Genomic DNA, 13,552 nt, shown 5'->3' with positions numbered 1-13,552 from the left:
GGCAACTGAGACACGGATGTCGAATTTGCCGTGTACCCGCTGGAGGCCGAATGGGAGTCCGTTCCTGCTCCACGAAGATCTTGGGTGACGTTGGGCATCAGTAAGTAAGCACATCAAAACCCCTTCAAATCTAAGGATCCTAAGCCAAAAAAAAACTTATAATTTCTGATACAGCGAGGAAATAACCCTGCAGCAATCGTGAACTGCAAGGTTATTCTCTTAATCCTCCGGCATCTCCAGGTATCTTACCGTGTTTTCCCGGCAGGGTCCGGATCTACTTTAATCATCAGCCCCTTTTGGTATTTTCGGCTCATCAGATGGCGCTTTTTCCGGTTCTCCTTGCTTTCAAAAACGATATCCATGTCATAATTTTCCGGATAAAGCTCTTTGGCTTCAATATGCAGGGACAGTCTTTTCTTATTGATTTTCATCTTTTTATCCTGGACCATCACACCTACTTCGCCTTTGCTGTTTTCCAATTCGTAGACAATGCCCAATTTCCCAAAAGTCTTCACCAGCACCGCATCCCCGATTTGAAACCCGGGGCGGATTTTTTGTTTTTCCCCCTTCTTCACCACTTCTTTGATTTCTTCCACCCGGGCTAACTGCACCTGGTGGGATTCCCTTATTTCCCTCTCTTTTGGCAATTCACAAACGGCATCGGTTGGCTGCTCCAAATAAAGCCTTTTCTCTTGATAGGTTACTTCATGGGCCCTTTCAATGATGCGCCTGTCCATGCCCAATCTTAAGGCAATCAAAAAGGCGTTACTTTGCCCCGGTTCGCCGATTTTTAATTTGAACAAAGGCTGCAGGGTATTCAGGTCAAACTCCATGCACCCGTTTTCAAAACCTGTTTTTTCCCGGGCAAAGTTCTTAATTTCACTATAATGGGTGGTGGCAATAATGGTGGCCCCCTGATCATAAAGGGTTTCCAGAAGGGAAACGGCCAGGCCCATCCCTTCCCCCGGATCGGTACCGGCGCCTAACTCATCCAGCAGGACCAGTGTCCTGGTATCCGCACATTCAATGATACTTTTGATATTTTTAATGTGGGCGGAAAAGCTGCTCAACGATTGCTCGATACTCTGTCCGTCTCCCACATCGGCCAAAACATCGGCAAAAAGGGCAAACTCGCTCCCCTCTTCCACGGAAACATGGAGCCCTGATTGGGCCATCATGGTGAGAAGTCCGATGGCTTTTAAGGCTACCGTTTTCCCCCCCGTATTCGGGCCCGTAATGATAAAAGCCCGGTAATCCGTACCAATGGTAAAGTCCAAGGGCACAGCAGTCCTCCCAATCAGGGGGTGCCGGGCTCCCTTCAGGCGTAAATAGTTTCTCTGGTTAAATGCGACGGGGTTACCCTCAATTACCCGGCTGTATTTGGCTTTGGCAAAAGCGAAATCATACTGGGCCATGACTTCCATGTTGACGGAGATTTCCCTGTGGCAGGATGCCGCCCATCCGGCTAGTTCCGCCAATATCCGGTAGACTTCCTTTTCTTCGAGCACCTTCAACAGGCCTAATTCCTGGTGGAGACGACCGATCTCTTCCGGTTCGATAAAAACAGTGGACCCGCTTGCGGAGCAGTCAACGACACTGCCCTTGACATTTTTTCGATACTCACTTTTTACCGGAAGCACATACCGGCCGTTTTTAAAGCCGACCAGGCTGTCCTGCAAATAGGTCTTATACTGCGGTGATTTGACCATGCTGTCCAGTTTACTTTTGATCCGGCCCTCTGCACCGGATATCTTTCTTCTGATTTTTGCCAGTTCCGCACTGGCCTGGTCGTCAACGACGCCGTTTCGGATACATTCTTCAATTTCTTCTCTTAAATCATCCAATTCAGAGATGGAAAAAGCATAGGAGCTGACCACAGGCGCCGCGTAGGTTCTCTCTTTCATAAACCTTTTCAGTCTCCTGCCGTCTTTCAAAAAGCCGGCCAGAGCCGTCAATTCCTCTCCTTCCAGGACAAAGCCTTTCGAAAGTTTCTCTAAAATACCGGGTATTCCGGTTAAAGAATGCAGGGGGATGCTGGAGCTTAGATTGACCAGGGCCTTGGCCTCCGTCGTCTCCCTTAAGCTGTTTTCAATTACCCGGATATCAAGAGAAGGCTCCAGCCGGGCCACCATTTTCTTTCCCAATTCTGAAACAGCAAATTCCCCTAAGCGTTCCTTAATTTTGTCATACTCAAGCAGATGAATAGTTGTTTGATTCATTTTTCCCTACCTCCAATTTTTGTGCAATAAAAAAGGCTGCAAATGAACAAATGCTCATTTACAGCCTCACATACCAAAGCCCGGGTATTAGAAAACTTGGCTTGCGCCAAGCCTCTGGCGACGGCGGAAGCCTTAGTTGCCCTTATACTTTCAACCTTTTAAAACTATAAATTCTAAAAGTATGAAAGTAAAATAAAGCCGCGCAAAACAGCACGGCATCATTTCACAGACGTATGAGGAAGAAATATGCCTTTGTTCTTAACCACCAAAACCCGAAAAAGCGCAATAAAATACGCCTGAAAAAATTCAGGTAAAAGCTCCTTCGGATCTACTTATACAGTTGGTTAGTTAAGAACACACACGGACATAAATCATACTCCTTTTTCTCATTCAGTTTACCATGTATTGTAAGAGAAGTCAATCCGGCAATCTGAGGCCTACCCATCGTGCACGATATTACCCGGGCAACCCTTTGTTGACGTCCAGGACCGTCTTTTCCGGGACGGCGTCTTTGGGCAGGGCAAAAAACAGGGCAGCGGACAAAACCGGGAAAAGGATCAATAAGTAAAAAACAGCATGAATCCCCGCATGATCCGCCAGCTTGCCCAGCAAAGGAGCGGCAAATCCGCCGATGCTTACGGCCAGTCCGATGGTAATGCCGGAGGCAAAACCTACCCGCCCGGGCAGGTACTGCTGGCCCATCACAATCATGGGGCCGAAAGAAACAAACATCACAAAGCCGATGGGCACCAGGAGCAAAGTTGCCGCCAAGTCATTCTGCAGGCGGACAAAAGCCAGCAACAGGGGAATGAGCAGGACAAAGGCGGCCAGCACTGTTTTTTTGTTGCCAAATCGATCTGCCAGCCAGCCCCCGGCTAGGTTTCCCATCACACCCATTCCTAAAGCCACCGTGAGCATGGTACTGGCCGCCGTTTCGGATTTGTGAAACACCTCAATCCAGTACAGGGGAAAAAATGCGTTGAATCCTTGCAAGAGCACAGACCGGCAAACGATTGCCCCTACGAGAACCATGAAGGGCACCCAGGCGTCTTGAACATTTGGCTCTGCCGTCAACGGCACCTCCTGGGCAGGGGGATCATTGTGGGAGACAGAAGGCTGTCTGGTAAAGGCTTTTAACAAAAGCGCCGCCCCCAGGAAGGCCGGGATGAGAAAAAAGCCCATCCCTTTTAACCCCCAGGCCAGGACAAGCCCGGCTGTGACCACTGGCCCCAGGGCAAAGCCGGCATTTCCCCCTACGGAGAAAATACTCATCCCGGAGGCTTTCTTTTCTCCGGACGCCCAATTGGCCATACGGGCCGCTTCCGGATGGTAAATGGCCGCACCTAAACCGCAAAGGGTCACCCCGATCAAGATGTAATGATAATCACGGGACAAACCGGCAAAGGCAATACCCAGACCGGCGAGTAAAGGGCCAAAGGCAATGAGCCAGGGCATGGAGACCCGGTCCGCCAAATGCCCAAACAAAGGCTGCACCACAGAAGAAGAAATTGTCGCGGCCAGCACCAAAAAACCGGCCGCCGAATAAGAAAGATGGTATGCGGCAATAAAAAAAGGGAGCAAAGCGGGAACGGCTCCCTGGCACACATCGGTCAGCAAATGGCCGGCAAACAAAAGAGAAATTAGTTTATGTTTCATAATACGGTCACCTCGGTATCATCAACCTGTTTCATCAACAGCATTTTCTCCTGTTATTATATGCCTGCCGGGAGCAAGAAACAAGATGCTCCCGGTCTTGAAATTTTATCATGAGCAGGAATTACCCGTTGACAATTTCTCCCCCATTCACATGCAGGGTTTGACCCGTGATAAAGGAGGCATCCGGGGAGGCCAAAAAAACATAGGCATAGGCCAGCTCCACCGGTTGGCCAGGCCGTCCCATGGGAGTTTCCTGGCCAAACAGGGCCACTTCCTGTTCCGTGAATGAAGCAGGGATCAGTGGCGTCCAGATGGGTCCCGGGGCAACGGCATTTACCCGGATCCCCTTTGCCGCAAGGGAGAGGGCCAGGGAACGGGTGAAGGATACGATGGCCCCTTTGGAAGCGGCATAATCAATGAGTGTATTGTGCCCCTGATATGCCGTGATGGATGCCGTATTAATCACCACGCCTCCCATTTTCAGAAGAGGAACCACTGCCTTGGTGAGATAAAACAAGCCGAAAAAATTTGTCTTAAAGGTTCTTTCCAGCTGCTCCTTGGTAATATTTTCAATACCGTTTTGGGAATGCTGCTCACCGGCGTTATTCACCAAAATATCTATCTTCCCCAATTCCTGCACCGTCTTTCGTACCACTTCCGCACAAAAGGATTCCTCCCCAATATCACCGGGAAGCAAAAGACACCGCTTGCCTATGCGCTGGATCATCTGCTTCGTTTCTTCCGCATCCCCATGCTCGTCAAAATAAACAATCGCAATGTCCGCACCCTCTTTGGCATAAGCAAGGGATACCGCCCGGCCAATACCGCTGTCGCCGCCGGTAACGATAGCCGTTTTTCCGTCCAATTTCAAAGAAGCAATGTAGGACGGGTTGTCGCAAATGGGCTGGGGATTCATCAAGGAAGTTAACCCCGGCTGTTTCTGCTGTTTTTGCGGGGGCAGAGTGGTGGGAAAATTCATCATCATTTTTCGCCCTCCTTCGGCTCAAATTCTTTTCCTGATAGTATGTTTTTTTTTTGGAAAAGATATCCCCCATCTACCATCCGGCAGGAATATCAGCACCAAATATCTAATACTGCCTTAAATCCTAAAAAAGCCCAAAGGGCTTTTCGGGAACCGGGAAAAACCAATTGAAGCAAGTTCTTAATTCAGATGGAGATTCTTTTACTCCATCTGAATTTTAGAACTGCAAATGCATGACTAACTTGGCGTAAGTCTCCCGCCTAAAGAGGCGGGAGACTTACGCCAAGTTAGTCAGGTTAAATCAATATTATGATGGGCGTACAGGTGGTGATCAAGTGAAACTGGACAGGCTGATTTCTATTTTGGTGATCTTGTTAAGAAAAGAACGGGTCCAGGCCAAGGAACTGGCCCAGCGCTTTGACGTTTCCGTGCGCACCATACTTCGGGATGTGGATGCGATCAACCTGTCGGGAATACCCGTGGTAACCTATCAGGGTGTCAACGGGGGAATCGGCATCGCCGAAGGCTACCGTTTGGACAGAAGTGTTCTCACCGATCATGAAATGGCGGCGATTTTCACCGCATTAAAAGGCGTCTCCAAAACGATGCCGGAAAGCCAGTATGAGATCCTCTTGGAAAAGCTCAAGAACACCTTGTCCGCATCCCAGCTGGACCTGTTGAAGTCCAGAACAAATCATCTGATTATCGACCTTTCCCCCTGGGGAGGCAATGAACTGCTGAAACAAAGGCTGATCACCCTGCGCCGGGCCATCGAGAATAACCGGGAGCTGGAGTTTGACTATCAAAATTTGACGGGGAAAAAGACCAGCCGCCGGGTCGAACCCTATTCTCTTGTCCTTAAAGGGCAGGCCTGGTATCTTTACGCCTGGTGCCTGCTGCGGGAGGACTTTCGTCTTTTCAAACTTTCCCGGATGAGAGATGTAACCGTATTGGAAACGTGCTACCAGCCAAAAGAACTTTCCCTGGATCAGCTTTCCTGGGAAAAATCCTGGCAAGAATCGGAACCCATGGTGGAACTGGAGCTGCTATTTGAAAAAGAGATGGAGACGATTGTGGAAGAATGCTTCGGGGAAAATCCGCTAAAAAACCGGGAGGGGAAAATAATCGTAAAAACCCGGCTTCCCGAGAACAATTGGCTCTATGGCTTTATTCTCAGCTTCGGTACGGGAGTAGAGGTAGTAAGCCCACCCGGAATTCGGGCCATCGTGGCAAATATTGCTCAGGGCATCGCCAAAAAATATTCTTCAGAAACATGACAGATAGATGTCTTGTTTGGAAAGGTATAATAAAGAAAATAAACCAAAGGAGGCCATCACATGGATTTTAAATTTGAATTATCAGACCAGCCGGCTCAACCTGTCCTTTCTATGCGCACCAGAACTGCCGTAGGAAACCTGCCCCAGGAACTAGGCAAAGCATATGGAGCTATTATCGGGTATCTGAATGAATTGGGGGAAAAACCCCTGGATGCCGCTTTTGCCGCCTATTATAACATGGATATGGCGGACCTGGATGTAGAAATGGGCTTCCCTGTCCCCAAAGCCTTACCGGGAAGAGGAGAAATCAAATCAAGTGAAATCCCGGCGGGGAAGCAGGTATCCTGCTTATATCAGGGTCCCTACAGCCAGATGGAACCGGTCTACAATGAAATGATGAAGTGGATCAATGAGCATGGCTACACGCCTACGGGAACATCCTATGAATTTTATTACAATTCTCCCATGGAGGTACCGGAAAGCGAACTTTTAACAAAGGTAGTGTTTCCGCTCAAATAATTCCGGAAACGGGCTGCTATTCATTAATCGCATATACGCATGATAAAAAATTCATCACAGGGGAATTCTACCTGTGATGAATTTTTATTTTTCTCTCTCAGCATAAACGGTGTCCGATTTTTTTTGTTAGCAATTATAATGTTTGTTAATATTTTGCAGGAAAAAGAAGAATAAAATAGAATTATCGTTCAGTAAAAACCTGTTACAATATGATCATTCCCGAAAAATGGCAAATAGGGAGTGAAGAGCGGAGCGGAAGCATTAATATGTAGAGGGGTTTTTTATGGGAACAAATAATAATCTCGGTTTAACCGGGATTAAAAGAAAGGTTATGATCGTTGATGACAGTAAGTTCAACTTATACCTCCTCAAAGACATGATGGAAAAAGCAGGTTATGAAGTGAGAACATTTACCAGCGGAAGTCAGGCGATCACGTCCGCCGAAAAAGATCCCCCGGATGTCATCTTAATGGATATTATTATGCCGGAAATAGATGGATATGAAGTATGCCGCAGATTAAAAGCAAATGACCTGTTAAAAGATATCCCGGTGATTTTTTTAAGTGCCAATACCGACCCGTTCAACAGGGTGAAAGCTTTTGAAGTAGGCGGAGCAGACTATGTGCCAAAGCCGTACAACTTTGAGGAACTGGAAGCCCGTGTTGGCCTGCAGCTAAAATTAAGACAGTATCAAATTGAACTGGAAGAAAAAAACGAGGAACTGCGCCAAACCCTGGAACAGTTGGAGCATGCTGTGCAGCGGCTGCGGGAAATGTCCGTTACCGATCATCTGACCCAGTTGGCGAACCGGCGGGGAATCATCGAAAAAATTCAAAATGAAATAGCCCGCTACCACAGATCGAAACATAAGTTTTCTTTAATCATGTGTGACATAGATCATTTTAAACGGATTAACGATACATATGGCCACGAATGCGGAGATTATATTTTGGAAAGAATCGCCGCCCTGTTAAAAAGTTCCGTCCGGGCCGTGGATAGCCCGGCAAGATGGGGAGGAGAAGAATTTTTACTGCTTCTTGTCGAGACAAATTACAGGGGGGCTCGAGTACTGGCAGAAAAAATCCGCACCAAGATTGCCTCTGCCCAGTTTGATTTCAAGGGAAATCTCCTGTCCGTTACCATGACTTTTGGTGTCACGGAATTTGATGACCATATAGGAATTGACGGCAATGTGGCAAATGCCGATCAAGCACTCTACAAGGGAAAAGAGAGAGGAAGAAACTGTGTGGTTGGCTTTTTTCAGAACCAAATAGATTAGTCCGGAAGGTCTTTTGTAGCCCAAAATAACTTTGAAGAATCTCTTCTCAGGCTGAGAAGAGATTTTTCTTTTCTGAAATAAGGCTGTCATGAGGAAAATCCTATGGTATGATAAAAGGGAAGGAGAAAGAGAGGTAAGCTATGGAGATTGATGTTGTTTCTGTCGAAATACAGGAGGATGTAGCCAAACCATACCGGAGGAAAGGCCGGCGCACCAAAAACACTTCCGCCCGCAAAATCCTGGTGGTTTTTCTTTTCGTTTCCTTATGGGGGGCTCTGGTCTATGGAGGCTACTGGTATATTGACAGCAGGCTGGATCAAATGCAGACACAGATTAACCAGTCTATTGTCGATGTTCAAGAAACCAATACCTTGCGCATACAAGAATTAGAGGATAAATTATCTACCGTGCAAAAAGACATGCAGGTAATTTCCTTGGCTCTGGAGCAAACAGGCAAAGAGGTAAGCACTTCGGGATCATCTACCAGGGAGGAGCTAAATAAAAGAATGCAAGAGCTGGACAAGCGTTTAGAGGAGCTTAAGCAAAGTCTGGAGATTTTAAAGGAGTCCAAAGGTGCGGTACGTTAAGCTGTTTTTTTTCTTCACCCTGGCTCCTCTCCTGGGCATAATCATCGGCTTTTCCCTCTGTTTTGGCAAAATTACCTATACCGACTGCCGTCCTTTATCGGTTGATACCACAAACTCCCATCTCACTCTGGACCGCCTTCTGGGCACCTTTGATGCGTTAAAAACAGCTAATAAATCCTTGCAGGATTCCTTAAAGGAAGAAGAGGCCTTTTTTCAAAAGCAGCAGGAGCTGTTAAAGGAGCTGTCCCAAAAAAGCCGGGACCAACAGTTAAAGTCGGAAAAAGTATACGAAGAAATGATTGTCTCCCGTTTAGGAAAACCGATCAAAAAACTGAGCACCCAAAATACGGAGATTTTACTATTTGAGCTGAAGAAAGAAGACCTGCGGGGCTATATGGCAAAAGTCCGGCTGAAGAACCCGAGGTCGCTGCGCATCGCTTTAGCCCCGGCCGAAAAAGAAAGTGGCGAAACCACCAGTGCCGCTGTGAAAAGGCTGGGTGCTGTGTTCGGCGTCAACGGAGGCGGCTTTGCCAAATCCACAAAAAACGGCACGATGCGCCTTGTGCCGATGGGCAATACCATGATCAAGGGAGAGCTGGTGGGCGACTTTGTCCCTTCTTATAGCGATCTCTCCTTTGCCGGTTTCACCAAGGAAGGAAAACTGGTAGGCGGTGTGTACGATAAAGAAGAAGATCTAAAGAAAACCGACGCCTGGCAGGGGGTAAGCTTTGTTCCTGTCCTCATAAAAAATTGGCAGCCGGTAGAAATTCCCAAAAAGTGGGCCCGGCAGCGCCAGCCCCGCACTGTTTTAGGACAGTATCCTAACGGGGATTTGTTTTTCATCGTCGTGGACGGCCGGCGCAGCAACTGGAGCAAGGGCATTTCCCTGGAGGAGATGCAGGTAACCCTGATGCGGCTGGGGGTGATGGAAGCCTTTAACCTGGACGGGGGCGGGTCCAGTTCTTTTGTGTTCCAGGGAAAAGTGATGAATAAGCCTTCCGACGGCAAGGAAAGATCCGTGGCCACCAATATTGTCGTCCTTCCTTAGGGTTTTCCTCCCCTATTCCAAAATCTCTACATATCCTTGGGTACCATCCACGCGAATTCTCTGCCCGCTCTGGATTCTGTGCGTGGCTTCGTCCACCCCCACTACGGCAGGAATTCCGTATTCCCGGGCGACCACTGCCCCATGGGTCATTAAGCCGCCCACTTCCGTTATCAAACCGGCCGCCAGGGGAAATAAAGGCGTCCAGGCCGGGTCGGTGTAGGGCGCCACCAGAATATCCCCTTTCTCCAGGGATGCTTCTTCCAGCCTGAGAATCACCCGGGCCCGGCCCTCCACCCTTCCCGCTGAAACCGGACTGCCGGCCAGTGCCCCTGGGGGCACCTGAGCGCCCGGTTTCACCGTAACGATTTCTCCCGCACTGGTGATGGCCCGGGGAGGAGTCAGTTTCTGATCCTGGTAAAATTTTTCCTTTCTCTCGCTAATCAGATCCGGATCCGCTTGCTGTCTTTCTATCATTTCTTTGATTTCCTGCAGGGAAAACCAGAACACGTCTTCCGCATCATCCAGGACTCCTGCCTTCACTAATTGGGCCGCCTCCTGCAAAATTGCCTGTTTGATCAAGTCCAGATTCTGCACAATAAAATATTTGGGATGCTCCCGAATCCCGATCAAGGCCCGGTGCACCTTGATCAGCCGATGCATGCGCCGGGCCTTCAAGAATCCTCGGGGCACTTGCTTCAGGCGCTCCAGCATCCTGCCGGCGGCACGCTCAGCCTCTTCTTTTCCTGCCTGAAAATTGAGGCGGTGCTGCCCGGGGGCCCCGCCTTTGATGTGGCTGAGCAGAGCAGGGACCAACTGAGTGGGAGTCTCGCGCCACCGGGGGCGGGTAATATCGATTTCCCCCGTTCCCCGCATCCCATATCGTTCAAAGAAATGCTGAAACATAGGCAAAACCTCTTTTCCGCCGGGCACCGTGCTTAAGCCCGCCAAAAAAGTGTCATCGCGGGCCTGCTTTAGGTATTCCATAACGGCAGGATGTCTTCTTACGGCATCGGCCAGGTCTCCCAAGGCCAATCCCATTTCACTGGTCACATTTCCCGGAGGAGATTTACTGATACCGGCTAATTCAGCGGCATCGCCCAGCCACTTTTTGGACAGCCCCTCGATTAATTTATAGGTAATCAGGGCGGAGCCCATATAGGGAGCCGCCTTGGGCAAGACCTTTGCCAATACTGCCGGCAGCATTTCCTGAACCAGCGTGATCCGGTCCGCTCCCGACACTTCCTGCAGCTTCTTGCTGTTTTCCCGGACATTTTCGGCAATAAACCGGTTCATCTCATCAAAAACCTGGCCATGCTGACGATACAAAATATTTCTTATTACCGCAAAGGCCGTGGGAAAGACTTTTTTCACCAAGCCAAACTCCATTTTTTGGCCGGGCTGCAATGCCTCCAGAAAATCCTCTCGCTCCAAAAACTCCCGGAGGGTGCGCCCGATCAGCTCATCCACATTGCCCAGCAATTCCGGCAGCCTTTTTCTTGCCTGGGGATACTCCAGTACCTCGTTCATATCTAAATACAGCCTTCCCCCGGCTTCCGACAGAAGGCGGCTCTCCGCCTGAGGCGTATTTTTGCCTACAGGCACTAAAGTCTTTAGTACTGATATTCCTAAGGGTTTCATGGCCTCCGTCATCATCTGGGCATGACCGATGGATATAAAGAGGTGCAGTTTATCATCCGGGGCATGGGGAACAGGGTAGAGAGACGTAATGGGACGACTTTGCACCACATAAAATTTTTCCTCTGCCAAACACCATTCAATGTCTTGTTCCGAACGGTAGTACACTTCAATTTTCTGGCCCAGTCTGGCCAGTTCCCTGATTTTGTCATCCGGCAGCGCCTGTGCTTCCTGCTTTTCCCGGGGCAGATCCTGTGTCACGGTCCCCCCTTCCGGAAGGGCGTAAATGGCTATTTTCTTACGGGCAATCTGCTTTTTGATAATTTCCTGGGACCGCACCTGGTACAAATCCGCTGTGACCAGTCCCGACACCAGAGCTTCCCCCAGGCCGAAACCGGCATCGATGGAGATGGTTTTCCGGTGCCCGGTGACAGGGTCTGCGGTAAACATAATTCCGGATACTTTCGGAAAGACCATCTCTTGAACCACGGCAGAAAGAAAGACGGCACGGTGATGGAAGCCGTTTTTCGCCCGGTAGGAGATGGCCCGGTCCGTAAACAGGGACGCCCAACATTTTTGCACCGCCTGGAGCAATTGCTCCTGCCCGCGCACATTCAAATAGGTCTCTTGCTGTCCGGCAAATGACGCACCCGGTAAATCCTCCGCCGTAGCGCTGGAGCGCACCGCATAGGCCTTTTGGGCCCCGCAGGTCTTCCACGCTTCTAAAATGCTTGCCTTGATGTCTTCAGGCATGGCAAGCGCGTGCAGGTGCGCCCGGATACGTTGTCCCAGGGTGCGAATCTGCTCTAAATTGTCAGGACTTAGCCGGTCGAGCAGGTCAAACAGTTCCGTCATTTCTCGGCTGGTGCGCATAAATGTCCGGTAGGCCCCTGTGGTGACACAGAATCCTTGAGGAACAGGAAAACCGGCTTTTGTCATCTCTCCCAGGTTAGCGCCTTTTCCCCCCACCTGGGGTAAATGGGATCGGTCAATCTCAGAAAAATATAAAACATGCTTCTCCATCTTTTCCCTATTTCTCCTCATCAATTTTTGCCGTGTTTAAAAAAATTATATCCTTTCCCGGTTTGTTTTATTTCAGGCCCGGTTAGAAAATATTGTCAGTAGGTCCTGAAAAATATCCCCTGGACAAAAAGAAAAAAACCCGGGGGGATGACAATCCGGATTTTTGATCTTTCCTTAGGGAAAAAACGACCCGATTATACTTTTCATGTGATTTTATCTCTTACTTTTCTTATTTAAAGCATTGTCGGCCCGTTTAATCACGTCTTCTTTACTTTCCCCACCGATAAAAGTGGCCGCCCCAAAGGTCATCGTGATGGGGATTATCTCCTTGTTGTAAAAAAACGCCTGTTCTTCTAACTTTTTTCTGATCCTTTTCTCCAGCATCTTTGCCCCGGCGAATCCGGTTTCGGGCAGGATGATGAGAAACTCTCCCTCGCCCCACCTGGCTACAGAGTCCATTTCCCGAACCGTGGAAATAAAAATTTGTGTAACCATTTGCAGCACAGCATGGCCACAATCATGTCCGTAGGTATCATGGATTACGTCCAGATCCTCAATCGCCGAAATCACCAAAGAAAAGGGCTTTTGGTTGCGTTGATATCGAACTACCTCGTCATCAATAAGCTTCAGGGCATGTCTTCTGTTGCATAGTCCTGTCAGCGGGTCCGTTCTTGTGTCCTGCTCTAATAAACCCATGACCTGGTTCAGTTGTTGGGTTTTCACTTTGATGATCTTATTGGCCTCACTCAGTTCCTGATTCTTTTTCTGAAGCAATTCATCCAAGTGCTTAACTTCATTACGGGACTTTTTCCATTCGATATGAGTTTTCAGTTTGGCCAACAACTCTATGGAATCGAAAGGTTTTTTGAGATAATCAGCCCCACCGGACTCAAAACATTTGACAATATCCTCATCTTCCCACTCCGACGTCAGAAAAATAACAGGAATATCTCTTGTCTCCGGGTCTTTTTTCAAACGGCGGCACACCACATAACCGTTCATTTCCGGCATCGTCGCATCAAGCAGAATTAGATCAGGCTTCTTCATGCTGATCAATTCTAAGGCCTGCTCTCCGCCAGAAGCAAGGACAGGCTGATAGCCTTCCTTTTCTATCACTTCTCCAAGCACCTGAAGATCATCGTCATTATCATCAACCACTAGAATAGAAGCCTTCTTATTCCCCATGATTCTCCCCCTCCCGTGCAGAGACAGCCGGTAAAATAAACTTTCCCATGCTCCAATCCATAATTTTCTATTACAATTTTCGGCTGCGTATTTCATTTCTTAACCCATCGGAAAATAAAAAAACGCAATTTGCGATAAACAA

The 13,552-nt window shown here is 48.6% G+C and carries 10 protein-coding genes; 5 read left to right on the top strand and 5 right to left on the bottom strand.

The genetic code is table 11. The features are described from left to right. Positions 1-245 precede the first annotated feature (245 nt). From DCMF_RS20875 to DCMF_RS20865, 3 genes are all read right to left on the bottom strand, one after another. Entirely contained in the window at positions 246-2,219 is a 1,974-nt protein-coding gene (locus DCMF_RS20875; protein WP_148136215.1) for an endonuclease MutS2, read from the bottom strand. A 456-nt stretch (positions 2,220-2,675) separates the two neighbouring features. Continuing rightward, the gene (locus tag DCMF_RS20870) at positions 2,676-3,875 is read right to left on the bottom strand and encodes an MFS transporter (protein ID WP_148136214.1); all 1,200 of its coding nucleotides are present in this window, start codon (positions 3,873-3,875) and stop codon (positions 2,676-2,678) included. 121 nt (positions 3,876-3,996) lie between these two features. Next, on the bottom strand, positions 3,997-4,857 hold the full coding sequence (locus DCMF_RS20865) for an SDR family oxidoreductase (protein ID WP_148138010.1): 861 nt from the start codon (positions 4,855-4,857) through the stop codon (positions 3,997-3,999). Positions 4,858-5,192: 335 nt separating this feature from the next. Between DCMF_RS20865 and DCMF_RS20860 the strand changes: the two genes are divergently transcribed. The 5 genes from DCMF_RS20860 (at position 5,193) to DCMF_RS20840 (ending at position 9,567) form a co-directional block, all read left to right on the top strand. After that, positions 5,193-6,134, top strand: coding sequence for a helix-turn-helix transcriptional regulator (locus DCMF_RS20860; RefSeq protein ID WP_148136213.1), 942 nt, complete (start codon positions 5,193-5,195; stop codon positions 6,132-6,134). Between the two features lie 60 nt (positions 6,135-6,194). Beyond that, positions 6,195-6,653: a GyrI-like domain-containing protein gene (locus tag DCMF_RS20855; protein ID WP_148136212.1), complete on the top strand. Its 459-nt coding sequence runs from the start codon at positions 6,195-6,197 to the stop codon at positions 6,651-6,653. Positions 6,654-6,936: 283 nt separating this feature from the next. Next, complete coding sequence (locus DCMF_RS20850) at positions 6,937-7,932, top strand: GGDEF domain-containing response regulator (protein ID WP_148136211.1); 996 nt, start codon at positions 6,937-6,939, stop codon at positions 7,930-7,932. 140 nt (positions 7,933-8,072) lie between these two features. Then, positions 8,073-8,519, top strand: a complete 447-nt coding sequence (locus tag DCMF_RS20845; protein WP_148136210.1) for a hypothetical protein — start codon at positions 8,073-8,075, stop codon at positions 8,517-8,519. Further along, complete coding sequence (locus DCMF_RS20840; protein WP_148136209.1) at positions 8,506-9,567, top strand: phosphodiester glycosidase family protein; 1,062 nt, start codon at positions 8,506-8,508, stop codon at positions 9,565-9,567. The genes DCMF_RS20845 and DCMF_RS20840 overlap by 14 nt, the downstream gene beginning before the upstream one ends. Positions 9,568-9,579: 12 nt before the next feature. Here the strand turns inward: DCMF_RS20840 and rph are convergent, their stop codons facing one another. Both rph and DCMF_RS20830 read right to left on the bottom strand, forming a co-directional pair. Beyond that, entirely contained in the window at positions 9,580-12,225 is a 2,646-nt protein-coding gene (rph, locus tag DCMF_RS20835; RefSeq protein ID WP_148136208.1) for a rifamycin-inactivating phosphotransferase, read from the bottom strand. A gap of 213 nt (positions 12,226-12,438) precedes the next feature. Continuing rightward, entirely contained in the window at positions 12,439-13,410 is a 972-nt protein-coding gene (locus DCMF_RS20830) for a diguanylate cyclase domain-containing protein (RefSeq protein WP_214658786.1), read from the bottom strand. Between the last annotated feature and the right edge of the window lie 142 nt (positions 13,411-13,552).

Source organism: Candidatus Formimonas warabiya (genome assembly GCF_002777255.1).
GTDB classification, from domain to species: domain Bacteria; phylum Bacillota; class Dehalobacteriia; order Dehalobacteriales; family Dehalobacteriaceae; genus Formimonas; species Formimonas warabiya.
This window is presented reverse-complemented; position numbering and strand designations above follow the sequence as displayed.